We start from the raw sequence: 23,402 nt of genomic DNA on the forward strand, positions 1-23,402 counted from the left end.
CGTCACGATCGCCGACGCCGCCGCCATCCCCAACCGGCCCGCCGTGACGGCGTCGCCGACGTGCGGGTGCTTGCACGGCATCCGTTCACCGGTGAGCGAGATGCGGGGTGCGGTGGCTTCACCGACCTGCACGATCTTGATCGCTTCACCAACCGATGCGCCGGTGGTCGCCTGGATCATCGACACCGGCGACCGGAACCCCTGCCGCCGGGCGAGGGAGTCCTTCCCGAGTTCGACACGGGACTGCCGTGCCACCTCGGCCGCGACCGGCGCGTACGCGGCATCCACATGCCGCTTCAACTCCCCGAACGCACGATTCACCGCGAGCAACTCCCCAGGAGCGAGCCCGCCCGGCTCACCATCACCACCCGCCGCAGCGAGCGCGGCGAGGGCCTCGGTGATGCCGGCGAGCGCGTCCTTCATGCCTTCGACATTAGAACATACCTACGACATTCAAGCCGCGATAGCGTGGAGCGGTGGAGAACGAGTGGGTCGCGAGAGTGGTGTTGTGCGCCGTCATGGTCGTCGCGGGCGTCCTTCTCGTGTGGATGGCGAATGCGGCGGCGTCCGGACGTCTGAAGCGCAACCAGCTCGCCGGCATTCGGATTCCCAGCACGATGGTGAGCGACGAAGCCTGGCTTGCAGCGCATATGCGTGCGCGGGGTGTGACGGTGTGCGCCGGAGTGGTCAGCATCCTGAGTGGGGCCTTCGCACTCCTTCCCGTCTCGATGCCGGTGGTGCTCATCGGCGTGCTGGCCGCCGCGCTCGTCGTGCTCGGATTCGTCTTGTACGGGGCTCGGGTCGGCGGTGTAGCTGCGAGAGCGGTTTCCGAGTCGTGATCGCACACGTCGCGTGCGGTCGAACTTCTCCCGCTGGGGTCAGTCGCGGCTGCAGAGAAAATGCTCGTTGAGGGACCGCGACTCGAACACGATCCACCGGCTACCTTGATCCGTATGGGTGACATCGGGAAACGAGGCCGCGCTTTGAAGCTCGACGGCATCCTCGCCGTCATTGCCGCTGTCTCGCTCCTTTCCGCCTGCGCGCAGTCCGGTCCGATCCCGCGCGCGCCCGACGATGATCCGATCGAGGCGGCGAAGGCGCTGGCAGATGCTCCGGACGAGGTCCGGGCAAGCGATGCCGGCGCGAGCTGTGGAGCGTTCGTCCTCGGTCAGGGAGAAGCAATTCCGACTGAGGCGGTCGAGTGCCTGGCCGCGGCTGCCGGTTCGGGCGAGCGCGCGCAGCTCGCCTGGAGCTTCCCCACCACCGAAGGCGACCCGATCGTGTCCTTCGCGTTCGCAGCGGAGGGCTCCGATGTCACCGTCTACACCACGAACGCCTTCGATTCGTGGGGCGGAGACCCTCAGTGGACGCGAAGCACGTGCGATTCGAGCACGGCCACAAGCCTCACGGGTTGCCTGCACGGTTAGCGACTGACGTCTCCGCGATCGCGAGAGCAGGCGCATGGCGGCCTCGGCGCGCCCGGCCGCGATCAGTGACCGGCGGTCAGTGCCGCGTAGGCGGCTGCGGCGAGGATCTCTCGCACTTCGCCGTCGTCGTGGGCGGTGCGCAGCGCGCGCAGTGAGTGCGGTGTCGAGTTGATGAGCCCGAACCCGGCATGCGCTTGGACGCGGAGTCGGTCGCGACTGGCACCGGGGTGGAGGTGCGAGAGGACGTCGATCCACAGATCGATGTACTCGCGTTGCAGCCGTCGCACTTCTCGACGGTCATCCTGTTCGAGGCGGCCGAGGCCGCGGTCCTGGGCGCGGATGACGTCGCTCTCGTCGACGGCGAAGTCCACGTGGAATGCGACGAGTGCGCGCAACTGATCGGTCGCGGTCCCGTGCGCGTCGACGACGGCACGCCCACCGTCGAGCAGGCGTTCACTGGTGCGCTGCAGCAGCGCTCCGAGCAGGGCCTGTTTGCTGCGGAAGTGGCGGTACACGGCCGGGCCCGTGATGCCGACCGCTGACCCGAGGTCTTCGAGGCTCACGCCGTCGAATCCCTTTGCGGCGAACAGTCGTGCAGCTTCACGCAGAAGCGCGGCAGATCGATCGGCCTTCGCGCGCTCGCGCGGGGTCGTGTCTGGAGTGCTTGCCATCTCAGTTAATCCTCGCTAACCTGGGATGCATCGAGTTAGTGCACACTAACCGATCGTCCGGCGGGGCCGCCAGACGATGAGACCGGATTGTGACATCGACGGAGATGCCATGGCAACGCTCACCGGCGCCGCCGCACACGACGACGCCTTCAACAGGAACCGCGACGGACAGCGCGCCGCTGCCGCAGCACTGCGCGAACGACTCGACCGTACCGCCGCCGGCGGACCCGAGCGTGCACGTTTACGTCACACGGCACGCGGCAAGCTGCTCCCGCGCGACCGGGTCTCCCGATTGCTCGACGAGGGGAGTCCCTTCATCGAACTCGCGCCCCTCGCCGCCGAAGGACTCTATGACGGCGACGCGCCGGCCGCGGGGGTGATCGCGGGGATCGGCCTGGTGCACGGGCGGCACGTCATGGTCATCTGCAACGATGCGACCGTCAAGGGCGGCACGTACTATCCGATGACCGTCAAGAAGCACCTGCGCGCGCAGGAGGTCGCCCTCGAGAATCGCCTGCCGTGCATCAGCCTCGTCGACTCCGGGGGCGCGTTCCTGCCCAAGCAGGATGAGGTGTTCCCCGACCGCGACCACTTCGGGCGCATCTTCTACAACCAGGCCAGGCTGTCGGCCGCCGGCATTCCGCAGATCGCCGCCGTCCTCGGCTCCTGCACCGCAGGCGGCGCGTATGTCCCCGCGATGAGCGACGAGACCGTCATCGTGCGGGGCCAGGGCACGATCTTTCTGGGCGGACCGCCGCTCGTGAAAGCAGCGATCGGTGAGGTCGTCACCGCCGAAGAGCTCGGTGGCGGAGAACTGCACGCCCGCACCTCGGGGGTCGTCGACCACCTCGCCGAAGACGACGAGCACGCGCTCGAGATCGTCCGCGACATCGTCGCGACCCTGCCCGCACCGGTCGCGCCGGTGTGGGAGGTGGCCGACAGCGTCGAACCGCTCATGGACCCTACTGAGCTCGACGGTGTCGTGCCGGTCGACGTCAACCAGCCGTATGACGTGCACGAGGTCATCGGGCGCCTGGTCGACGGCAGCGAGTTCCACGAGTTCAAACGCGAGTACGGCACCACGCTGGTCACCGGGTTCGCGCGCATCCACGGGCACCCGGTCGGGATCGTCGCGAACAACGGCATCCTCTTCGGCGAGTCCGCGTTGAAGGGCGCGCACTTCATCGAGCTGTGCGACCAGCGCGGTGTGCCGTTGCTGTTCCTGCAGAACATCACCGGGTTCATGGTGGGGCGGGATGCCGAGGCCGGCGGCATCGCGAAAGACGGCGCCAAGATGGTCACCGCCGTCGCCACGACGCGCGTGCCCAAGCTCACCGTCATCATCGGTGGCTCGTTCGGCGCAGGCAACTACTCCATGTGCGGCAGGGCGTACTCGCCTCGGTTCCTGTGGTCGTGGCCCGCCAGCCGCATCTCGGTGATGGGCGGTCCGCAGGCGGCCTCGGTGCTGTCGACTGTCAAGGGCGACCAACTCGCCGCGGCCGGCGAGGAATGGGATGCCGAGGCCAAGGCGGCCTTCGAAGCACCCGTGCGCGCGCAGTTCGAGCAACAGGGTTCCCCGTATTACGCAACCGCCAGGCTGTGGGACGACGGCATCGTCGATCCGCTGCACACCCGAGATCTGCTCGGCCTCGCCCTCGACGTCTGCTCCCGCACGCCCCTGCCCGAGCCCCGCTTCGGCATCTTCCGGATGTGATCACCGTGCCTCAGCCCCCCTTCACCACCGTGCTCGTCGCCAACCGCGGCGAGATCGCCCGCCGTGTCATCCGGACGCTGCGCCGGCTCGGCATCCGTTCGGTCGCCGTGTACAGCGACGCCGACACCGACGCCCCACACGTGCGCGAGGCCGACGTCGCCGTGCGCATCGGACCGGCAGCGGCATCGTCGTCGTACCTCGATGTGGATGCCGTCGTCGGTGCAGCCCGTGCCACCGGCGCGCAGGCGATCCACCCCGGCTACGGGTTCCTCTCCGAGAACGTCGCATTCGCCCGCGCGTGCGCCGCCGCGGGCATCGTCTTCATCGGCCCGGGTGAGCGTGCGCTGGAGGTCATGGGCGACAAGATCCGCGCGAAGGCGCAGGTGGAGGCGTTCGACGTGCCGACGGTTCCCGGCTTCAGCGCCGCGGGAATCGACGACGCCGATATCGCCGCTCGCGCCGACGACGTCGGCTACCCGCTCCTGGTCAAGCCGTCCGCCGGCGGCGGTGGCAAGGGGATGCAGGTCGTCCGCAGTGCAGCCGAGCTTCTCGATGCGCTCGCCGGGGCACGCCGTGTGGCGCGGGCCGCATTCGGCGACGACACGCTGCTGCTGGAGCGGCTCATCGAGAAGCCCCGCCACATCGAAGTGCAGGTGCTCGCCGACGAGCACGGCGGGATCGTGCATCTCGGTGAACGCGAGTGCACCCTGCAGCGCCGCCATCAGAAGGTCATCGAGGAGGCGCCGTCGCCGCTGGTCGACGACGCCATGCGTGCCCGTCTCGGCGCGGCTGCCTGCGCCGCCGCTGCCAGCGTCGACTACCGCGGTGCCGGCACGGTCGAGTTCCTGGTGCCCGGCGACCGCCCCGATGAGTGCTTCTTCATCGAGATGAACACGCGCCTGCAGGTCGAACACCCGGTCACCGAAGAGGTCACCGGCGTCGACCTCGTCGAACAGCAGGTGCGCATCGCGGCGGGGGAGCCGCTCCCGTTCGTGCAGGACGACATCCGGCTGCGCGGCCACGCGATCGAGGCCCGCGTGTACGCCGAGAGCCCTGAGCGCGGCTTTCTGCCCGCGACCGGTGAGGTGCTGCGGTGGCGCGCTGCGGAGGGCGCCCGCACCGACGGTGGCGTCGAGACCGGATCGGTCGTCACGGCCGACTACGACCCGATGATCGCCAAGGTCATCGCTGTCGCCGAGGATCGGGCAACTGCGCTGAACCGGCTCGACACGGCGCTCGCCGAGACGGTGCTGCTCGGTGTGGACACCGGCATCCGGTTCCTGCGCGCATTGATCGCTGACCCGCCCGTGCGCGCGGGCGATATGGACACCGGGCTCATCGATCGGATGCCGCCGCCCGAACCCGTGCCGGCACCCGAGGCCGCCCTCGCAGCAGCAGCGGCACTGGTGGCGGCGTCACGCCCGCGTGCGCACGGCGTGTGGGGCGAGCTGACCGGGTTCCGAAGCGGGGCGCCCACCACCGACACGGTCTTGCTGCGCGACGCGACGGGTGCCGTGCACGCTGTGCCGGTCGGCGACCCCGCCGAGCCGGAAGCGATTGCCGATGCGGACGGCGCCGTCTGGGTGCACGCCGACGGCGGAGCGCACCGGCTTGAGCCGGTCGGCCGGCGCGCCGCGATGCTGTCGCGCCTCGCAGCGGCCGGACGAGGGGCGGATGCGGCGGCTCCCGAACTGCGCGCCCCCATGCCCGGCACCGTCGTCGCGGTGCACGTCACCGACGGCGACGTCGTCACCGCAGGAACCCGCCTCGTGACCATCGAGGCCATGAAGATGGAGCACACCGTGACGGCGCCCCACGACGGCGTCGCACGGATCCACGTCAGCAGCGGCGCGCAGGTGCGCCGCGACGAACTGCTGGCAGACGTCACGGCGCATCACGCTGGAGAGGAACAGAAATGACGTTCGAGCTCACCGACTACGGGCTGGAAGAGGACCACGTCGAACTCGCGCGCATGGTGCGCGCATTCGCCGATGAGCAGGTCGCCCCGGTCGCCTACGAAGCCGACCGCACGAAGACGCTGCCGATGGACATCGTCGCCCAGATGGGCGACCTCGGCCTGTTCGGACTGCCCTTCCCCGATGAGCACGGCGGGCAGGGTGGCGACTACCTCGCGCTGTGCCTGGCGATCGAAGCGCTCGCGCGCGTCGACCAATCGATCGCGATCACCCTCGAGGCAGGCGTCAGCCTCGGCGCCATGCCGATCCACCGGTTCGGCACCGACGCGCAGAAGGCAGAGCTGCTGCCCGACCTGCTCGCCGGGCGTGCCCTGGCAGGCTTCGGGCTCACCGAACCCGACGCCGGGTCCGATGCCGGTGCCACCCGCACCACGGCGACGCTCGACGGCGGCGAGTGGGTCATCAACGGCGCCAAGCAGTTCATCACCAACTCGGGCACGCCGATCACCCGCTTCGTGACGGTGACCGCTGTGACGGGGCGCGACGGTGACCGCAAGGAGATCTCGACGATCATCGTGCCCTCCGGCACCCCGGGATTCACCGTCGAACCCGCCTACGACAAGGTGGGCTGGCACGCGAGCGACACGCATCCACTCACCTTCGACGGCGCACGCGTACCCGAAGCCAATCTGCTGGGGGAGCGCGGACGCGGGTTCGCGAACTTCCTGCACATCCTCGACGAGGGCCGCATCGCGATCGCCGCGCTGTCGACCGGAGCCGCCGAGGGATGCCTGGACGCCGCCATCGAACACGCGAAGACCCGCACCGTGTTCGGCGAGGTGCTCTCGCAACGGCAGGCGATCCAGTTCATGATCGCCCGCATGCAGCTGCGCGTGCACAACGCCCGACTCGCGTGGCATCACGCAGCGCGACTGCGTGATGAGGGGCGCCCCTTCAAGGGCGCCGCGGCCATCGCAAAGCTCACCGCGAGCGACGCGGCGATGGACAACGCCCGCGACGCGACGCAGATCTTCGGCGGCAACGGGTTCATGAACGAGTTCCCCGTCGCCCGGCACTACCGCGACTCGAAGATCCTCGAGATCGGTGAGGGGACGAGCGAAGTGCAACTGCTCGTCATCGCGCGCGAACTGGGCCTTGCCGGGTAGCGTGACAGCGTGACCGAAATCGTGCAGCGGGGACTGTTCTTCGACGAGTTCGAGGTGGGCACCGTCTACGCACACCGCCCCGGACGCACCGCGACCGAGGCCGACAACGTCCTGTTCACCACCCTCACCATGAACAGCCAGGCCCTGCACTTGGATGCCGCCTACTCGGCGACCCAGCCGTTCGGCAAACCGCTCATCAACTCGATGTGGACACTCGCCACGATGGTCGGCGCCTCGGTCACCCAGCTCACGCAGGGCACGCTCGTCGCACAGCTCGGCCTCGGCGACATCTCGTTCCCGCATCCGCTGTTCGCGGGCGACACCCTGTACACCTCGACCGAGATCGTCGAGGCGCGGCCATCGCGCTCACGCCCCGGGCAGGGCATCGTCACGATGCGCCACACCGGCCGCAATCAAGACGGCGAGGTCGTCGCGGTCGCCACCCGAACGGCCCTCATGTGGGCGTCGCCGGCTGCTGAGGAGGAATCATGAGTGCATTCGCGCTCGGACCGGCACTGCTGTTCTGCCCGGCCGACCGACCCGAGCGGTTCGGCAAAGCACTCGTGCGCTCCGACGCCGTCATCCTCGATCTCGAAGACGCCGTCGCGCCGGCCGCGAAACAGGCCGCCCGTGGCGCGCTCATCGACGCCCACGTCGACCCCGAACGCGTCATCGTGCGTGTCAACTCCGTCGGCAGCGCCGACTTCGAATCCGACATCGCCACGCTCTCGCAGACCGACTTCCGCACGATCATGCTCGCGAAGGCCGAATCGGCGAAAAAGATCGCGCGCATCGACGCCCGGTTCGACATCGTCGCGCTGTGCGAGACGGCCAAAGGCGTCGTCGCATCCGAGAAGATCGCCGGCCTCGAGAACGTCGTCGCGCTCATGTGGGGTGCAGAAGACCTCGTCGCATCCCTCGGCGGCACGTCCAGCCGCACCGCGAAAGGGCGCTACCGCGACGTGGCGCGGGCCGCACGCTCGCGCGTGCTGCTGGCCGCCGCAGCCGCGGGCAAGGCGGCCATCGACGCGGTGCACCTCGACATCGCCGACGAGGCCGGGCTCGCGCGCGAAGCCGCGGACGCGGCAGCAAGCGGATTCGCTGCGACCGCCTGCATCCACCCGGGGCAGGTCGAGACCATCCGTGCCGCGTACCGTCCCGATCCGAAGGATCTCGCCTGGGCGCGGGGTGTGCTCGCGGCTGCGGATGGGCAGCCCGGCGTCTTCTCGCACGGCGGGCGCATGGTCGACGAGCCGGTGCTGCGGCACGCCCGCACGCTCGTCGCGCGCGATCAGGCTGGGTAGGCGGCGTACGAGAGCAGGCTGAGCCGGTCACGTTCCATCAAGAACGTGTGCGCGGATCCGTTGGCCAGGCGTTCGCCCTCGGCCGGGAACGCACCGCCCGTCGCGTGCCGGATGAGCTCGCGGATGAGCGCCCCGTGCGAGACGACGATGAGCGACGGCGCCTGCGGGGCGGTCGCGTGACGTGCGTCGCGAATCGCCGCACGCAGACCCGACAGCGCACGGGTGCGCACGTCGGTCCACGTCTCGGCGCCGGGCACCTGGGCGACATGCCAGTCGCCCCAGCGTTCGTGGAACTCGTCGATGCCGAGCCCTTCGGCTTCGCCGTAGTTGCGTTCGCGCAGTTGGGGATACGTCGCCGGCGCGTCGACGCCGAGTTCGGCGGCGATGAGCAGCGCCGTCTCGTGCGCGCGCGACAGATCGCTCGAAACGACGACGAGCGGGTCGCCGTCGACGAGGTGCCGCAGGCCGGCGGCGGCTTCTCGAGCCTGCTCGCGGCCGGTGTCGTTGAGCGGGATGTCGGCGGACCCCTGGATGCGGCGCTGCGCGTTCCAGTCGGTCTGTCCGTGGCGGACGAGAGTGAGGGTGGTCACCCTGTCGAGCCTACGCGTGCCGCGGCGTGGTTCAGCCCAGGGCGCCGAGGGCCCGCGAGAGCTGCTGCAGCACCTCGGTCGTGCCGGCGTCGATCTTGACGGTGGCCTTCGCATCGGCGCGGGTCTGCCCGCGGTTGACGATGACGACAGGCAGCTTGCGACGGCGCGCGCGTTCGACGAGCCGGATGCCGGAGTTGACCACGAGCGACGACCCCGCCACCAGCAGGGCGTCGCTCGAACGCACGAGCTGCTCGGCCTCGTGGAACTTCTCGGTGGGGATGAACTCGCCGAAGAAGACGACGTCGGGCTTGAGCATGCCGGTGCAGACGCTGCAGGTGGGCACGATGAACCCGTCACTCGACGACGGCAGCACATCGCCGTCCGGGCCGAGATCGACGCTGTCGGGCACGGTGATCCACGGGTTCTCGTGCTCGACGCGCGCGGCGAGGTCACGCCGGTCGAACACCTGCCCGCAACGGGTGCAGAAGACACGCCGCATCGTCCCGTGGAGCTCGACGACGCGTCGGCTGCCGGCGCGCACATGCAGCCCGTCGACGTTCTGAGTGATGACACCGGTGGCGACCCCCGTCGCCTCCAGCTCGGCGAGCGCCGCGTGTCCGCCGTTGGGCTGCGACGCCGCGAACGTGCGCCACCCGAGGTGGCTGCCGATCCAGTACCGGCGCCGTGCCTCTTCGCTGCCCAGAAACTGCTGCACGGTCATCGGCGTGCGGGTCGGCGCGCCCTTGCCGCGGTAGTCGGGGATGCCGGAGTCGGTCGAGACGCCGGCGCCCGTGAGCACGGCGATGCGCCGCCCGGCGAGTGCATCGACCGCGCGGCCGACGGCAGCCGTGGTCGCGGGGTCGAAGCCGAGGAGCGCGGTCATGGCCCTGAGCCTACGCGGCCCGGTTTTCGCGCAGGTTACGGCGCGTGCGAAAGTGGGCGGATGCAACCCGTCCGCATCGCCGACCCCGCCGATCCGCGACTGTCGGACTACCGCGACCTGACCGATGTCGCCCTCCGCCGTGTTCGTGAGCCCGAGGAGGGGCTGTACATCGCCGAGTCGGCGAAGGTCATCGCTCGAGCGGTGGCGGCGGGGCACCGTGTGCGCTCGGTGCTCGTACAGGAGAAGTGGCTGGGCGATGTCGCCGAACTCGCGGGTGATGCGCCGGTGCTCGTCGTCAGTGACGTCGTCGCCGAGCAGCTGACCGGCTACGCCGTGCATCGTGGGGCACTCGCGGCCATGCACCGCCCCGCGCTGCCCGCGGTCGCAGACGTCGTGCGTGATGCCCGACTCGTGCTGGTGCTCGAAGACATCGTCGACCACACGAACGTCGGAGCGGCGTTCCGCGCCGCAGCCGGACTCGGTGCCGACGCCGTGCTCGTCGCACCCCGATGCGCCGACCCGCTTTACCGGCGCAGTGTGCGGGTGAGCATGGGCACCGTGTTCCAGGTGCCGTGGACGCGGCTACCGGAGTGGCCGGCGGCGCGCGATGAACTGCACGCCGCCGGCTTCCATCTCGCCGCACTCGCGCTCGCCGACGATGCGGTGCCGCTCGATGCATTCGCGTCAGCGCGCCCCGAGCGCGTGGCGCTGCTGATGGGAGCCGAGGGTGACGGGCTGTCACCACGCGCGATCGAAGCGGCCGACACGATCGTGACGATTCCGATGGCCGGCGGCGTCGACTCCCTCAACGTCGCCGCCGCGAGCGCCGTCGCCCTCTGGGCGCTGCGCTGAGTCAGGCCTGCTGGCCGCGACCGGCGGCGCGGTCGGCGGCCGGGGCCTCGACGATCGTGGGCAGACCGATCGGCGCGGCGTCGGGCCGCTTAGCCGTGACGTTGTCGCCGCTGGACTGGTGGCGCAGGCGTCGAAGCACCCACGGCACGAGGTGTGCCCGCGCCCAGACCAGGTCGTTCACGCGCGCCTCGCGCCATGTGAGCGAGGGGAGCGGGTCGGGCTGCATCGGCTGCAGGTCGTTCGGCACGTTCAGGGCTCGAAGCACCATCCGCGCGACCTCGTGGTGGCCGAGGGCGTTCAGGTGCAGCCGGTCGTCGTCGAAGAACCGCATGTCCTGGATGTCCTTCAGCGCCCACTGATCGGCGACGATGCAGTCGTAGCGGTCGGCGATGCCGCGGATATTCTCGTTGTAGATCGCGACCTTGCCACGGATCCCGCGGAACACGGGCGTGAAGTTGGTGTCGATCCCGGTGAAGACGATCACGGTGGCGCCCTGCGAGGTGAGGCGGGCCACGGCATCCTCGAACTGCTGCGCGACGGCATCGGGGTCGCTGCCGGGGCGGATGACGTCGTTGCCGCCCGCCGAGAACGTCACGAGGTCGGGCGCCAGCGCGAGGGCCGGTTCGATCTGGTCGGCGACGATCTGCCCGATGAGCTTGCCGCGGACCGCCAGGTTCGCGTAGGCGAAGTCGTCGACCTGCCCGCCGAGCACTTCGGCGACGCGGTCGGCCCAGCCGCGGTGCCCGCCCGGCAGCGACGGCTCGGGGTCGCCGATGCCCTCGGTGAACGAGTCGCCCACCGAGACCATGCGCCGCCACGGGTGCGTGCTCTCGTTCGGGATATACGGACTGCGGTGCTCGTCGTTCGACGCGTCGTTCCTGCGCATTGCCTCTTCCTCGACTCGTGGTCGCCATCGAGGCTACCTGGACTGGGGGGTGAACCGCGTCGGATCGCCGCCGGTGGGGTACGGGTCGTTTAGGGTGGTCACTCGTGACGGCACGGGAACAGGAGCATTTCGGCAGTTTCGCCGCCGAGCACCTGTCTCCGTCGTTCCCGCAGCGCGCCCCGTGGGGAACGGCGCAGAACCTGCGTGCCTGGCAGGCTGAAGCGCTCGAAGCGTACTTCGCCGCCGACGGCCCCGACGGGGTGGGATCGGGTCCCCGTGACTTCCTCGCCGCCGCGACCCCGGGCGCCGGAAAGACGACCTTCGCCCTGCGCCTGGCATCCGAACTGCTGCGCCGGAACGTCGTCGACCGGATCGTCGTTGTCGCGCCCACCGAGCACCTGAAGACCCAGTGGGCCGATGCGGCCGCGCGCGTGTCGATCCGACTCGATCCGCGGTTCAGCAACCGGCATCACACGCCGTCGAGGCAGTACCACGGTGTCGCCGTGACCTACGCGCAGGTCGCCGTCAAGGCATCCGTGCACCAGACCCTCACGCTCGACAAGCGCACGCTGGTCATCCTCGACGAGGTGCACCACGGCGGTGACGCACTCAGCTGGGGTGAGGCGCTGCGCGAGGCCTACGGTCGCGCGACCCGCCGCCTGCTGCTCAGCGGTACGCCGTTTCGCAGCGACACCGCACCCATCCCGTTCGTGGAGTACCACCCGAACGAGAAGGGCATCCGCCTCTCGCGCACCGACTACAACTACGGCTACGGTCGCGCGCTCGAAGACGGGGTCGTGCGCCCCGTGCTGTTCCACGTGTATGCGGGCAAGATGCGCTGGCGCACGCGGGCGGGCGACGAGCTCGAAGCGCAGCTCGGTCAGGACAACACGAAGGACGTCACCTCCCAGGCGTGGCGGACCGCCCTCGACCCCGACGGTGACTGGATCCCCGCGGTCCTCACCTCCGCCGATCAGCGACTCACCGAGGTGCGGCAGGACGTGCCAGATGCCGGTGGCCTGGTCATCGCGACCGATCAGACCGCCGCGCGCGCCTACGCTGCGATCCTGAAGACCATCACGGGGGAGTCGCCCACCGTCGTCCTCTCCGACGACAAGGCCGCCTCGGGGCGCATCGAAACGTTCTCGCAGACCGACTCCCGCTGGATGGTCGCGGTGCGGATGGTCTCCGAAGGCGTCGACGTGCCACGGCTCGCCGTCGGCGTCTACGCCACGAGCGCCTCCACGCCGCTGTTCTTCGCGCAGGCGATCGGGCGTTTCGTGCGTGCCCGACGCCGCGGCGAGGCGGCATCCGTCTTCCTCCCCAACGTGCCGCAGCTGCTCACGCTCGCCGGCGAGATGGAACGCGAACGCGATCACGCGCTCGACCGCGACACCGACGGTGACGACGACGGCCTCGAGGACGGCCTGCTCGACGAGGCCGAGCGCGAAGACAAGGCATCCGACGCACTGACCGAGGAGTTCACCTACCAGGCACTCGGGTCGGTCGCGCATTTCGACCGGGTCGTGTTCGACGGCCGCGAGTTCGGTCAGCTCGCCGTTCCCGGCACGCCCGAGGAGCAGGAGTTCCTGGGACTGCCGGGCCTGCTCGAACCCGAGCACGTGCACGAGTTGCTCATGCAGCGGCAGGCCCGCCAGTCCCGGCACCGCAAGGTGCGGGAGGCCGCCGAGGCTGAGGCCCGCGACCGCGGCGAGGCCGTCGAGTCCGACACCGCGGTGCCGGCGCCGTTGCACCGGACGCTGCGCGAACAGCGGCAGCTGCTGAACAGCCTCGTGGGACTGTACGCCCGGCAGAGCGGCGAGCCGCACGGGGCTGTGCATGCAGAACTGCGACGCGTGTGCGGTGGGCCGGCGGTCGCGCAGGCCACCGTCACGCAGCTGCAGTCCCGCATCGACATCCTTCGCTCGCGCGTCCGGTCCTGAGCGGCCGCTACACTCCCGGCCATGACCGGCCACCGCTACGCGTTCACCTCGCACTGGAGCGTGCCGCTCGAGGTGCACGCGTGCTGGGCTGCGATCGCCGACGCCGTCGAGCGCGGCGAGACGCCCTGGTGGCCGGGGGTGCGTCTCGAGCCGGGTCCGCTGCGAGACGGCGAGGAGCGGATGCTGGTGGTGCGCAGTCCGCTCGGATACCGGCTGCGGGTGCGTGTGCGCTTCTGTGAGGTGGATCCGCCGCGGCGCCTGGCGGCGCACGCCCGAGGTGACCTCGTCGGCGGCGGCAGCATCGCACTCACGCCCGCGGGCTCGCACGGCACCCTCGTGACCTGGGTGTGGACCGTCCGCGCGCACACGCAGTGGATGCGACTGCTCGAGCCGGTGCTGCGACCGGTCTTCGGCCTCGCGCACGCCACCGTCATGGCGCGGGGGCGTCGCGGCCTGCTGCGCGCGGTCGCGCACGGTTCGGAGCCCCGAAATGCTGGCAATCCGGGGCTTTCGTCCGATCGGACCCCGACCGCTGGCTAGCGTGGAAGGCGTCTTCCCGCCCCCGAATCGGAGCCCGCGTGAGCCTGCCCGCCACCCCGACCGCCCGCGATCGTCGCCGCTGGGCGCAGTACCTCGTCGACGAACGCGCCGAGGCGCGCGTCTACCGCGAACTCGCCGCCCGCCGGTCGGGGGAGGAGCGGGCGATCCTGCTCGCCCTCGCCGACGCGGAGGGGCGTCACGAGGCGCACTGGCTCGAGCTGCTGGGCGGTGAGCCGACGCGCCTGCCGAGCCCCGGCATCGGCACGCGGATGCTGGCGTGGATGGCGCGCCGGTTCGGCTCGATCTTCGTGCTCGCGCTCGCCCAGAACGCCGAAAGCCGGTCGCCGTACGACACCGAGCCCTACGCGACGGCCCGCATGGCGGCCGACGAGAAGGTGCACAGTGAGGTCGTCCGGGGCCTCGCTGCTCGCGGCCGTCGCCGGCTGTCGGGCACTTTCCGCGCGGCCGTCTTCGGGGCCAACGACGGACTCGTCTCGAACCTCGCCCTCGTGATGGGCATCGGCGCGACGGGCGTCGCCCCGCAGTTCGTCCTCTTCAGCGGCGTTGCGGGGCTGCTCGCGGGCGCCTTGTCGATGGGGGCCGGGGAGTTCGTCTCGGTGCGGTCGCAACGCGAGCTGCTCGATGCCACCCAGCCGTCCGCCGACGCCGCGGACGCACTGCCCGATCTCGACCTCGACGCCAACGAACTCGCGCTCGTCTATCGCACGCGGGGCATGGCCGAAGCCGACGCGCTCGCGCGGGCCCGCCGCGTCGTGCACGCCGCGCAGACCCAGGATCCGTCGCACCCGTACGGGCCGGAGGCCGCCGACGCCCATGACCACGACGTGGTCGGCGGCGCTTTCGGCGCCGCGGCCTCGAGCTTCCTGTTCTTCGCCTCGGGTGCCATCATCCCGGTGCTGCCGTGGCTGTTCGGGCTGTCCGGCATCCCGGCTGTCGTGATCGCTCTCGCCCTCGTGGGGATCGCGTTGCTCGCGACCGGCGCAACCGTCGGGTTGCTCTCGGGTGGGCCGCCGCTTCGACGCGGGCTGCGGCAGCTCGCGATCGGCTTCGGCGCAGCCGCTGTCACCTACGCGCTGGGGCTCGTGTTCGGGGTGTCGCTGGCGTGAGCGCGGTTCGTCGCACGAGCTCGGACGTGCTAGGCTCGATCTTCGGTTGGTGACAACCACACACCCATGCGCGGGTGGCGGAATAGGTAGACGCGCTAGCTTGAGGTGCTAGTGCCCGTATAGGGCGTGGGGGTTCAAGTCCCCCCTCGCGCACAAGAGAAAAGGCCCCGATCTCGGGGCCTTTTCCATATCCGGCGGACGGCGACGACAGGGAGCACGGCCATGACCGAGAGCACCGAGACGGACCTGCCGGAGGTGGCGCGCGTCGCGCGTGATCTGATCCGATTCGACACGACGAACTGGGGCGAGGGTCGTTCGCGCGGCGAGCGCGAAGCCGCCGAGTACGTCGGCGCGTACCTGGAATCGCTCGGACTCGTCCCGGAGTACTACGAACCGGTTCCGCGCCGCACCAACGTGATGGCGCGCATCCCGGGACGCGACCGTTCCCGGCCTGCGCTCGTCCTCCACGGGCACCTCGACGTCGTGCCCGCCGTCGCCGAGGACTGGAGCGTCGACCCCTTCGCGGGCATCGTGAAGGACGGCATGCTGTGGGGCCGCGGCGCCGTCGACATGAAGGACATGGATGCCATGATCCTCACGTCGGTCGCCGACCTGCTGCGCGGGGGCGAGCAGCCCGAGCGCGACTTGATCCTGACCTTCTTCGCCGACGAGGAGAACGGCGGGGTCGAGGGTTCGCAGTTGGTGGTCCGCGACCGGCCCCAGTGGTTCGCCGGCGCGAGCGAGGCCATCAGCGAGGTCGGGGGCTACTCGATCGCCGTCGGCGACCGCCGGGCCTACCTGCTGCAGGTCGGGGAGAAGGCGCTCGTCTGGATCCGTCTGCACGCCCGCGGCCTCGCAGGTCACGGCAGCCGGTTCCACCATGACAACGCCGTGACCCGGCTTGCCGAGGCCGTCACCGCGCTCGGGCGTGCGTCGTGGCCGATCGAATTGACTGCGACGACGCGCGAACTCGTGGACGAACTCGCGCGCATGGCGGGCGTCGACCCCACCGACCCCGACGCCGTCGCGGCGGCCACGGGGCCGGCATCCGCATTCCTCAGCTCGACCTTCCGGACGACCACGAATCCGACCGGGCTCACCGCCGGCTACAAGCACAACGTCATTCCCGACAACGCCGTCGCGGCGATCGACATCCGCACCCTGCCCGGTCAAGAGGACGCCGTCCTCGCCGAAGTGCAGCGGCTCGTGGGCGACGACATCGAGATCGAGGTCGTCCACCGCGACATCGGGCTCGAGGTGCCGTTCGGCGGCGATCTGGTCGACCGGATGGTCGCCGCACTGAACCGGCACGACCCGGGCGTCCCCGTCGTGCCGTACCTGATGGGCGGCGGCACCGACAACAAGGCCCTCGCCGAGCTCGGTATCGTCGGGTTCGGGTTCGCGCCGTTGCGCCTTCCGTCCGATCTCGACTTCACGGGTATGTTCCATGGGGTGGACGAGCGCGTCCCCGTCGACGCGCTGACGTTCGGCCAGGCCGTGCTCACCGACCTCATCCGCTCCGCCTGACCGCGCCGAAACCCGAAGGACACCATGGATCTGTTCGAGGCGATCTTCCTCGGGATCATCCAGGGACTGACCGAGTTCCTGCCGATCTCCTCCAGCGCGCACCTGCGCATCGTGGGCGAGTTCCTGCCGTCTGCAGAAGACCCCGGCGCCACGTTCACCGCGATCACCCAGATCGGCACCGAGCTTGCCGTGCTCGTCTACTTCTGGAAGAAGATCACGCGCATCATCACGAAGTGGTTCCAGTCGTTGGCGGGCAAGGTCGACCGTAACGACCCCGACGTGCGCATCGGGTGGATCGTCATCATCGGCACGCTGCCGATCGGTGTGCTCGGGTTCCTCTTCCAGGACGTCATCCGCGATACGTTCCGCAATCTCTGGCTCGTCGCCGTCGTGCTGATCGTCTTCGGCATCCTCCTCGGCATCGCCGACGCGCTCGGTCGCCGTGAGCGCACCGAGGCCGACATGACCTACCCGCACGGGCTCGCGCTCGGATTCGCGCAGGCCCTCGCCCTGATTCCCGGTGTCTCGCGTTCCGGCGCGACCACGACGATGGGGCGCGCACTCGGCTACACCCGTCCCGCCGCCGCCGAGGTGGCATTCCTGCTGGCCGTGCCCGCCGTGTTCGGCTCGGGCGTCTACGAGCTGATCCAGGCGATCCGCGAGCCCGGCCAGTCGGTGTTCTCGCTCGGTGAGACGGCGGCGGCCACTGTCGTCGCGTTCGGTGTCGGTCTCGCGGTCATCGCGTTCTTGATGCGCTACCTCAAGCGCGGCAGCTTCCTGCCGTTCGTGGTCTACCGTGTGCTGCTCGGCATCGCGCTGATCATCCTGCTCAGCGTCGGGGTGCTGCAGCCGTACTGATCCGGTCGGCCGGTCAGCGGCGCGGGTCGTCGCGGCCGGGCTTTGTCGGGCCGTCGCCGCCGCGGCGCAGGTACTTCTCGAACTCCTGCGCGATGGCGTCTCCCGAGGCTTCGGGCGAGTCCCACGTGTCGCGGGTCTGCTCGAGCTGGCGGATGTACTCGGTCATCTCCTCGTCGTCTGCGGCGGCAGCGTCGATCGACGCCTCCCAGGCGAGCGCCTCGGCGGGCAGTTCGCCGCGGTCGACGTGCGCGCCGGTGAGCTCTTCGAGCTTCGACAGCAGGGCGAGCGTCGCCTTCGGCGAGGGGGAGTGGCCCGCGACATAGTGCGGCACGCTCGCCCAGAGCCCCGCAGTCGGGATGCCGGCTTCTTCAGCAGCGGCCGACAACACACTGAGGATGCCGACGGGCCCCTCGTATGTCGAGCGCTCCAGAGAGAACTCGGCACGCAGCTGCTCGTTCTCGCTTCCGGCGAAGACCGAGATCGGTCGGGTGTGCGGCACATCCGACATCATCGATCCCAGCGCGACGAGCCCTGTGACGTCGTGGCTGAGGGCGATGTCGATGAACTCCGCGGCGAAGGCCTGCCAGGCGCGGGCGGGCTCGACCCCGCTCAACACCCACAGCTCCGGACCGTCGGCCGGCGCGTTCGGTCGCCACACGGTCGCCTCCGGCCACGACAGTGTTCGCGTGCCGTCGGCATCCATGCCGATGGTCGGCCGCGTGTACTGGTAGTCGAAGTAGAGCTCGGGGTCGACCGAGAACACCGATGTGTAGTCGCCCGACGTGCGGATGCGGCTGACGGCGGCCGAGGCCGCTTCGCCGGCGTCGTTCCAGCCGTCGAAGGCCACTACGAGTACTCGCTGTCCGAGAGTCGCCACTGCGCTCCTTCCGCTGCCGGGGTCGATCACCCCACGATACGCCGGGGCGGTGCCCCCGGGGCGCGACCGGCGCGCTCGGTAGGATGGATCAGTGACATCCCCTACCCCTGCCGCGGTCCTGTGGGACATGGACGGCACCCTGGTCGACACCGAACCCTACTGGATGGCTGCGGAGGAGCGACTCGTCGCGAGCCACGGCGGCACGTGGACCCACGAGGAATCCCTGCAGCTCGTCGGGTCGGGACTCGAAGACGCCGCGAAGATCCTGCAGAACGCGGGCGTGTCGCTCGACGTCGACGAGATCGTCCAGACGCTCACGAGCGACGTGATGGTGCAGCTGCAGACGCAGGGTGCGCCGTTCCGACCCGGCGCCCAGGAGCTGCTGCGCAGCCTGCGCGAGGCCGGTGTCAAGACGGCGCTGGTCACGATGTCGATGCGACGGATGGCCGACATCGTCGTCTCCCTCATCGGCTTCGAGGCGTTCGACATCGTCATCGGTGGCGATGACGTCGAGCGACCCAAGCCGCATCCCGATCCCTATCTGCAGGCCTGCCGCGCCCTCGGCGTGTCGCCCGAGGACGCCGTCGCGATCGAGGATTCGCCGAACGGACTGCGCGCGTCGCTGGCGGCCGAGGTGCCGAGCATCGGCGTGCCGCACATCGTTTCGCTCGACGAAGTCGGCGCCGACACCCTCTGGCCGACGCTGGAAGGGCGCACGGCTGAGCACGTCGCGGCGTTTCACGCCGAGCACCGCGCAGGGGCCGCGCTGTGAACGCGCTGCGACCGAGCGGCCCGTTCCGCCTCGGCGACCGCGTCCAGTTGACGGGGCCAAAGGGGCGCCTGCACACCGTGACGCTCCGCGAGGGCGGCGAGCTCCACACGCATCACGGGGTGCTGCGGCACGAGTCGATCGTCGGGCAGCCCGACGGGTCTGTCGTCACCAACAGCGGCGGGCACGAGTACCTCGCGCTGCGCCCGCTGCTGCGGGACTTCGTCATGTCGATGCCGCGGGGAGCGGCGATCGTCTATCCGAAGGATGCCGCGCAGATCCTCGCTTCGGCCGACATCTTCCCCGGTGCGACCGTCGTCGAGGCCGGTGTCGGGTCGGGCGCGCTGTCGCTGTGGCTGCTGCGCGCGATCGGCCCGTCGGGCAGGCTCGTGTCGTTCGAGCGGCGGGCGGAGTTCGCCGAGGTCGCCGAGGCGAACGTCGAGACCTTCCTGGGTGAGCGTCCCGACGCCTGGCGGGTCGTGGTGGGCGATCTCGTCGAATCGCTGCCCAGCGCCGTCGAACCCGGCAGCGTCGACCGCGTCGTGCTCGACATGCTCGCACCATGGGAGTGCATCGATGCGGTGGCCGAGGCGTTGACGCCGGGCGGCGTCGTGCTCTGTTACATCGCGACCGCGACGCAGCTCAGCCGTGTCGCGGAGTACATCCGCGGCTCCGGACTGTTCACCGACCCCGAAGCCACCGAGACGATGGTCCGTGGGTGGCACGTCGAGGGGCTCGCGGTGCGACCCGATCACCGCATGGTCGCCCATACCGGGTTCCTGCTGACCGCTCGTCGCCTTGCGCCGGGAGCCGTGCCGCCCGACGTGCGCAAGCGTGCGTTGAAGAAGCCGAGTTACGCCGACGAGGACGTCGAACTGTGGACGCCCGGCGCCGTCGGAGACCGGCAGATCACCGACAAGAACCTGCGCAAGCGGGTCCGCGACGCGAAGCGCGCCGTCGAAGGAGCCCGTCAAGCGGCCGGGGAGCGCGGCGACGACGACGTAGACTGATCCGGTGCGTCGGATCCCCGCTGTCTTCTCTGTCCTCAGCCTGTCCGCCCTTGCCCTCGTCGGCTGCGCGTCTGCGCAGCCCGGCGACGCGGCGGGCTGCGAGCGTCCGGTCTCCGATTCGACGGTGCTCGATGTGATCGACGCATCGGGCGAACTCGGGCAGCCGACGGTCTCGCTCGGCTCCCCGGTGCACGTCGATGACACCGTCTTCACCGACCTCACGGTCGGGGAGGGCGCTGCCGTGACGACGCGCGCACAGGACGTGCAGTTCACGGTGGCGATCGCCAACGGCTCTTCGGGCGAGACGATCATCGCCTCCGGCACGCAGGTCACCCCGCTCAGCAACTGGGCCGAGCACTACGAAGGCATCGCAGTGATGCTCGAGTGCGCCACGGAAGGGTCGCGCGTGGTCGGTGCGATTCCGGCGAGCGATCTCTCCGAGACGGCTGCGGCCGATCTGGGTCTCACCGAGGGCGACGCGGCCGCCATCGTCATCGATCTGCAGCGGGTCTACCTGCCGGCTGCGAACGGCGCGCCGCAGTACAACGACCGCCCCGGAATGCCGTCGGTCGTGCTCGATCCGTCGGGCCGCCCCGGCATCATCGTCCCCGATGCCGATGCACCGACCGAGCAGGTCGTCGAGGTGCTGAAGAAGGGTGACGGCGCTGAGGTCACCGCTGCCGACTCGGTGCGTGTGCACTACACCGCCGTCGGCTGGGACGATCGCACCGTGGTCGCCTCGACCTGGACGGACGGGGCTTCGGCCGCCGTGACGCTCGCGGGCGACGGCCCGGAGTTCGCCGCAGCACTCGAGGGCCAGACCGTCGGATCGCAGTTGCTGGTGGTCGTGCCGGCCGCCGATGACGCGGCATCCGCCACGGTCTACGTCGTCGACATCCTCGGCACCGACCTCGTCGCGACGCAGTAACCGGAAGTGCGGCGCGGTCACCTCGGGTGCACTGAGGCGGCGACCGCACGGCTCGTGCGCGGGGCTCCGGCTCGGTGCACTCGCGCGTGCCTAGGATGGGCTGGTGCCCACCGAATCCGTCCGCTCCGCCCCTGAGGAGCGTCTCGTCAACCTCGTCGTCGCCCTCATGGCGACCGAGCAGGGACTGACGAAAGAGACGATCCTCTCATCGGTCTCGGGGTACCGCGAGCAGAGCGAAGCCGGCGCCGGCAAGGACGCCCTCGAGAAGATGTTCGAGCGCGACAAGGAGAACCTCCGCGGCCTCGGCGTGCCCATCGAGACGATCGGCGACTACGCCGACCCCGACGACCTGCGCGAGGCGCGGTATCGCGTGCCCACCGCAGAGTACGAACTGCCCGTCGACATCACGTTCACGCCGGCCGAGTTGGCAGTGCTCAACCTCGCCGGCGGCGTCTGGAGCGAGAGTTCCATGTCGGCGCAGGCGCGCAGCGGCCTGCGCAAGATCCGCGCGCTCGGCAATGACGTGGACGCCCCGATCATCGGGTATTCGCCGCGCATCAGCCTGCGCGAGCCGTCGTTCGCGCCGCTGCAGCGGGCGATCGAACAGGCCCGTGTCGTCGAGTTCGACTATCTCAAGGGGGGAGAGGATGCCGCGCGCAGACGCCGCATCCAACCCCTCGCGCTCGTCGAGTACGAAGCGCGCTGGCACGTGTTCGGCATCGATCTCGCGGCCGGCGCCGACCGTACGTTCCTGCTGTCGCGCATCGTGTCGACCGTCACCCTCACCCGGAGCAGCTTCGACCTCGCGTTGCGCGACGGCGCCGGTGAGCGCGCGCTGAGCGGTCTGAACGACGTCGCCGCGCGACAGCGCGCGCTGCTGGAGGTCACCCCCGGCACTGAGGCCTCGCTGCGGCTCGGGCGTCGTGCGACGCCCGCCGACCAGGGGCTGTACGTGCCGTACGTCGACCTGCACATCTTCGCCGACGAGCTCGCCTCGTACGGACCCGAGGTGCGGGTGGTCGAACCGGCATCGCTCAGGGAGCAGGTCGTCGCGCGCCTGCAACGGACCGTCGATGCGCATGAGGCGGTGCCCGCATGAGCGCGCGGCCGCTGCTGGCGACCGAACGCGCAGCGCTCATCCTCCAACTCGTGCCGTACCTGATCGGCAAGGGCGAGGTGACCGTCGCCGAAGCGGCGGACGAGTTCGACGTCACGCCGGCCGAGATGCAACGGATGGTCGAGAAGCTCACGGTCATCGGGCTGCCCGGCGACGGTGGATTCTGGCAGATGGCGAACGACCTGTTCGACATCGACTGGGACCTGCTCGACGAGCGCGGGGTCATCTCGATCACCAACACCGTGGGGCTGGAGCGCACGCCCCGACTCACTGCGCGCGAGGCAGCGGCACTGCTGGCAGGTCTTCAGCTGGCCGCGAGTCTGCCCGGCGTCGGGGACAACGGTGTCGTGCAGGGGCTCCTCGCCAAGCTCGCGGCCGGTGCGTCCAGCGCGCCCGCCGATGTGATCGTCGCGCCCGGTGGCGTCGACGACGTGCGCGTCGCGGTCGCCGAGGCGCTTCGCGATGGCGTCGCGGTCGCGTTCACCTACCGGGCGCCCGACAGTGACGCCACGACCCGCACCGTCGACCCGGTGAAGGTGCATATCGCCGGCGGGCAGTGGTACCTGCAGGGCTGGTGCCATCTGCGTCAGGCGATGCGCACGTTCCACCTGGAACGTGTGAGCGATGTGCGCCTGACCGACATCCCGATCACCCACGGCGGCGAGCACGTGCCCGACCTGTTCGAGCCGAGTCCTGCCGACACGGTCGTCGAGGTGCGGTTCCGTGCTGCTGTCGCACCGCTGCTCGGGGAGTACCTCGACGAGGCCACGGTCACCGACGATGCCGGATGGCAACGGGCCCAGTTGCGGGTGGCTGACGAGCGCAGCGTCAAACGGATCGCCGCACGACTGGGAGGCGACCTGCAGGTCATCGGACCCGACACGGCGCGCGAGGCGGCCAGATCGTGGGCCTCCGCCGGGCTCGACGGCTACCGCTGACACGTCACCGCCCGCGGTCGATCCGCCGCCCCGGACGGGTAGACTCGCCACACGACTCAATTCGAGGAGAGATCTCATGGGAAACCTGACCGGATGGCACCTGCTGATCATCCTCGCTGTCATCCTGTTGCTGTTCGGTGCGGCGAAGCTGCCGGCCCTGGCCAAGAGCGTCGGACAGTCCGCCCGCGTGTTCAAGGGCGAGATGAAGGCGATGAAGGACGAAGACGCTCCCGCCGACGGCACCGCGGCATCCACTGCCGCCGACCCTGCGACGCCGACGCAGTCGGGATCGACCGCATCCGGCGATCCCAAGCCGTAGTCGGCGGTGGCCACGGCCGAACACCCGCGAATCGGAGAGG

At 70.1% G+C, this 23,402-nt stretch carries 24 protein-coding genes, 1 tRNA gene and 1 pseudogene; 20 read left to right on the top strand and 6 right to left on the bottom strand.

What is annotated here, in order from left to right:
- Positions 1 to 423 (bottom strand): annotated as a pseudogene (locus AC3ENX_RS06995) (HNH endonuclease); the annotation flags it as partial.
- Positions 424 to 476: 53 nt separating this feature from the next.
- Between AC3ENX_RS06995 and AC3ENX_RS07000 the strand changes: the two are divergent.
- Both AC3ENX_RS07000 and AC3ENX_RS07005 read left to right on the top strand, forming a co-directional pair.
- Positions 477 to 839, top strand: a complete 363-nt coding sequence (locus AC3ENX_RS07000) for an SdpI family protein (RefSeq protein ID WP_434811147.1) — start codon at positions 477 to 479, stop codon at positions 837 to 839.
- Positions 840 to 953: 114 nt separating this feature from the next.
- On the top strand, positions 954 to 1,427 hold the full coding sequence (locus tag AC3ENX_RS07005; RefSeq protein WP_434811148.1) for a hypothetical protein: 474 nt from the start codon (positions 954 to 956) through the stop codon (positions 1,425 to 1,427).
- 62 nt (positions 1,428 to 1,489) lie between these two features.
- Here AC3ENX_RS07005 and AC3ENX_RS07010 read toward each other — a convergent pair whose 3' ends face one another.
- Positions 1,490 to 2,098: a TetR/AcrR family transcriptional regulator gene (locus AC3ENX_RS07010; RefSeq protein WP_434811149.1), complete on the bottom strand. Its 609-nt coding sequence runs from the start codon at positions 2,096 to 2,098 to the stop codon at positions 1,490 to 1,492.
- 109 nt (positions 2,099 to 2,207) lie between these two features.
- On the opposite strand from AC3ENX_RS07010, the gene AC3ENX_RS07015 reads away from it, so the two are divergent.
- The 5 genes from AC3ENX_RS07015 to AC3ENX_RS07035 are packed head-to-tail and all read left to right on the top strand — an operon-like array spanning position 2,208 to position 8,198.
- Positions 2,208 to 3,812, top strand: coding sequence for a carboxyl transferase domain-containing protein (locus AC3ENX_RS07015; protein WP_434811150.1), 1,605 nt, complete (start codon positions 2,208 to 2,210; stop codon positions 3,810 to 3,812).
- Positions 3,813 to 3,817: 5 nt separating this feature from the next.
- Positions 3,818 to 5,731: an acetyl/propionyl/methylcrotonyl-CoA carboxylase subunit alpha gene (locus AC3ENX_RS07020; RefSeq protein WP_434811151.1), complete on the top strand. Its 1,914-nt coding sequence runs from the start codon at positions 3,818 to 3,820 to the stop codon at positions 5,729 to 5,731.
- Positions 5,728 to 6,894, top strand: a complete 1,167-nt coding sequence (locus AC3ENX_RS07025; RefSeq protein ID WP_434811152.1) for an acyl-CoA dehydrogenase family protein — start codon at positions 5,728 to 5,730, stop codon at positions 6,892 to 6,894. Before AC3ENX_RS07020 ends, AC3ENX_RS07025 begins: the two co-directional genes overlap by 4 nt.
- Before the next feature lie 9 nt (positions 6,895 to 6,903).
- A complete protein-coding gene (locus AC3ENX_RS07030) occupies positions 6,904 to 7,386 on the top strand; it encodes a MaoC family dehydratase (protein ID WP_434811153.1) in 483 nt (160 codons plus the stop codon).
- Positions 7,383 to 8,198, top strand: a complete 816-nt coding sequence (locus AC3ENX_RS07035) for an HpcH/HpaI aldolase/citrate lyase family protein (RefSeq protein WP_434811154.1) — start codon at positions 7,383 to 7,385, stop codon at positions 8,196 to 8,198. The genes AC3ENX_RS07030 and AC3ENX_RS07035 overlap by 4 nt, the downstream gene beginning before the upstream one ends.
- Here the strand turns inward: AC3ENX_RS07035 and AC3ENX_RS07040 are convergent.
- Positions 8,186 to 8,788 (bottom strand): histidine phosphatase family protein, encoded by a 603-nt coding sequence (locus AC3ENX_RS07040; protein ID WP_434811155.1) that lies wholly within the window; start codon positions 8,786 to 8,788, stop codon positions 8,186 to 8,188. The two genes, AC3ENX_RS07035 and AC3ENX_RS07040, sit on opposite strands and share 13 nt — an antisense overlap.
- 31 nt (positions 8,789 to 8,819) lie before the next feature.
- Positions 8,820 to 9,671 carry a Sir2 family NAD-dependent protein deacetylase gene (locus AC3ENX_RS07045; protein ID WP_434811156.1) on the bottom strand — a complete coding sequence of 284 codons (852 nt, stop codon included), beginning with the start codon at positions 9,669 to 9,671 and terminating at the stop codon, positions 8,820 to 8,822.
- Between the two features lie 60 nt (positions 9,672 to 9,731).
- Between AC3ENX_RS07045 and AC3ENX_RS07050 the strand changes: the two genes are divergently transcribed.
- On the top strand, positions 9,732 to 10,523 hold the full coding sequence (locus AC3ENX_RS07050; protein WP_434811157.1) for a TrmH family RNA methyltransferase: 792 nt from the start codon (positions 9,732 to 9,734) through the stop codon (positions 10,521 to 10,523).
- A 1-nt stretch (position 10,524) separates the two neighbouring features.
- Here the strand turns inward: AC3ENX_RS07050 and AC3ENX_RS07055 are convergent, their stop codons facing one another.
- Entirely contained in the window at positions 10,525 to 11,409 is an 885-nt protein-coding gene (locus AC3ENX_RS07055) for an SGNH/GDSL hydrolase family protein (RefSeq protein ID WP_434811158.1), read from the bottom strand.
- Between the two features lie 104 nt (positions 11,410 to 11,513).
- Between AC3ENX_RS07055 and AC3ENX_RS07060 the strand changes: the two genes are divergently transcribed.
- The 6 genes from AC3ENX_RS07060 (at position 11,514) to AC3ENX_RS07085 (ending at position 17,404) form a co-directional block, all read left to right on the top strand.
- Positions 11,514 to 13,352, top strand: coding sequence for a DEAD/DEAH box helicase (locus AC3ENX_RS07060; protein ID WP_434811159.1), 1,839 nt, complete (start codon positions 11,514 to 11,516; stop codon positions 13,350 to 13,352).
- Positions 13,353 to 13,373: 21 nt separating this feature from the next.
- Positions 13,374 to 13,892, top strand: a complete 519-nt coding sequence (locus tag AC3ENX_RS07065; RefSeq protein ID WP_434811160.1) for an SRPBCC family protein — start codon at positions 13,374 to 13,376, stop codon at positions 13,890 to 13,892.
- A gap of 38 nt (positions 13,893 to 13,930) precedes the next feature.
- Positions 13,931 to 15,019, top strand: coding sequence for a VIT1/CCC1 transporter family protein (locus AC3ENX_RS07070; protein WP_434811161.1), 1,089 nt, complete (start codon positions 13,931 to 13,933; stop codon positions 15,017 to 15,019).
- Positions 15,020 to 15,087: 68 nt separating this feature from the next.
- A tRNA-Leu gene (locus AC3ENX_RS07075) sits at positions 15,088 to 15,172 on the top strand.
- A gap of 69 nt (positions 15,173 to 15,241) precedes the next feature.
- A complete protein-coding gene (locus AC3ENX_RS07080; RefSeq protein WP_434811162.1) occupies positions 15,242 to 16,546 on the top strand; it encodes a M20/M25/M40 family metallo-hydrolase in 1,305 nt (434 codons plus the stop codon).
- Positions 16,547 to 16,570: 24 nt separating this feature from the next.
- The gene (locus AC3ENX_RS07085; RefSeq protein WP_434811163.1) at positions 16,571 to 17,404 is read left to right on the top strand and encodes an undecaprenyl-diphosphate phosphatase; all 834 of its coding nucleotides are present in this window, start codon (positions 16,571 to 16,573) and stop codon (positions 17,402 to 17,404) included.
- Between the two features lie 13 nt (positions 17,405 to 17,417).
- On the opposite strand, the gene AC3ENX_RS07090 is transcribed toward AC3ENX_RS07085, so the two are convergent.
- Positions 17,418 to 18,281 carry a PAC2 family protein gene (locus AC3ENX_RS07090; RefSeq protein WP_434811164.1) on the bottom strand — a complete coding sequence of 288 codons (864 nt, stop codon included), beginning with the start codon at positions 18,279 to 18,281 and terminating at the stop codon, positions 17,418 to 17,420.
- A 91-nt stretch (positions 18,282 to 18,372) separates the two neighbouring features.
- Here AC3ENX_RS07090 and AC3ENX_RS07095 point away from each other — a divergent pair, with 91 nt between their 5' ends.
- The 6 genes from AC3ENX_RS07095 to tatA all read left to right on the top strand — a co-directional run bounded on the left by AC3ENX_RS07095 (position 18,373) and on the right by tatA (position 23,362).
- On the top strand, positions 18,373 to 19,053 hold the full coding sequence (locus AC3ENX_RS07095; RefSeq protein ID WP_434811165.1) for an HAD family hydrolase: 681 nt from the start codon (positions 18,373 to 18,375) through the stop codon (positions 19,051 to 19,053).
- Positions 19,050 to 20,060, top strand: a complete 1,011-nt coding sequence (locus tag AC3ENX_RS07100; RefSeq protein WP_434811166.1) for a tRNA (adenine-N1)-methyltransferase — start codon at positions 19,050 to 19,052, stop codon at positions 20,058 to 20,060. The genes AC3ENX_RS07095 and AC3ENX_RS07100 overlap by 4 nt, the downstream gene beginning before the upstream one ends.
- 4 nt (positions 20,061 to 20,064) lie before the next feature.
- Positions 20,065 to 20,988: an FKBP-type peptidyl-prolyl cis-trans isomerase gene (locus AC3ENX_RS07105; RefSeq protein ID WP_434811167.1), complete on the top strand. Its 924-nt coding sequence runs from the start codon at positions 20,065 to 20,067 to the stop codon at positions 20,986 to 20,988.
- Positions 20,989 to 21,091: 103 nt separating this feature from the next.
- Positions 21,092 to 22,087: a helix-turn-helix transcriptional regulator gene (locus tag AC3ENX_RS07110; protein ID WP_434811168.1), complete on the top strand. Its 996-nt coding sequence runs from the start codon at positions 21,092 to 21,094 to the stop codon at positions 22,085 to 22,087.
- Positions 22,084 to 23,043, top strand: a complete 960-nt coding sequence (locus AC3ENX_RS07115) for a helix-turn-helix transcriptional regulator (RefSeq protein WP_434811169.1) — start codon at positions 22,084 to 22,086, stop codon at positions 23,041 to 23,043. Before AC3ENX_RS07110 ends, AC3ENX_RS07115 begins: the two co-directional genes overlap by 4 nt.
- Before the next feature lie 76 nt (positions 23,044 to 23,119).
- A complete protein-coding gene (gene tatA, locus AC3ENX_RS07120) occupies positions 23,120 to 23,362 on the top strand; it encodes a Sec-independent protein translocase subunit TatA (RefSeq protein ID WP_434811170.1) in 243 nt (80 codons plus the stop codon).
- Positions 23,363 to 23,402: the final 40 nt, after the last annotated feature.

It is taken from the genome of Microbacterium sp. bgisy189 (genome assembly GCF_057707225.1).

Coding starts and splice junctions, on each gene's coding strand:
- AC3ENX_RS07005 (WP_434811148.1), top strand. CDS start 954: ATGGGTGACATCGGGAAACGAGGCCGCGCTTTGAAGCTCGACGGCATC.
- AC3ENX_RS07010 (WP_434811149.1), bottom strand. CDS start 2,098: ATGGCAAGCACTCCAGACACGACCCCGCGCGAGCGCGCGAAGGCCGAT.
- AC3ENX_RS07015 (WP_434811150.1), top strand. CDS start 2,208: ATGGCAACGCTCACCGGCGCCGCCGCACACGACGACGCCTTCAACAGG.
- AC3ENX_RS07025 (WP_434811152.1), top strand. CDS start 5,728: ATGACGTTCGAGCTCACCGACTACGGGCTGGAAGAGGACCACGTCGAA.
- AC3ENX_RS07035 (WP_434811154.1), top strand. CDS start 7,383: ATGAGTGCATTCGCGCTCGGACCGGCACTGCTGTTCTGCCCGGCCGAC.
- AC3ENX_RS07045 (WP_434811156.1), bottom strand. CDS start 9,671: ATGACCGCGCTCCTCGGCTTCGACCCCGCGACCACGGCTGCCGTCGGC.
- AC3ENX_RS07050 (WP_434811157.1), top strand. CDS start 9,732: ATGCAACCCGTCCGCATCGCCGACCCCGCCGATCCGCGACTGTCGGAC.
- AC3ENX_RS07055 (WP_434811158.1), bottom strand. CDS start 11,409: ATGCGCAGGAACGACGCGTCGAACGACGAGCACCGCAGTCCGTATATC.
- AC3ENX_RS07065 (WP_434811160.1), top strand. CDS start 13,374: ATGACCGGCCACCGCTACGCGTTCACCTCGCACTGGAGCGTGCCGCTC.
- AC3ENX_RS07080 (WP_434811162.1), top strand. CDS start 15,242: ATGACCGAGAGCACCGAGACGGACCTGCCGGAGGTGGCGCGCGTCGCG.
- AC3ENX_RS07085 (WP_434811163.1), top strand. CDS start 16,571: ATGGATCTGTTCGAGGCGATCTTCCTCGGGATCATCCAGGGACTGACC.
- AC3ENX_RS07115 (WP_434811169.1), top strand. CDS start 22,084: ATGAGCGCGCGGCCGCTGCTGGCGACCGAACGCGCAGCGCTCATCCTC.
- tatA (WP_434811170.1), top strand. CDS start 23,120: ATGGGAAACCTGACCGGATGGCACCTGCTGATCATCCTCGCTGTCATC.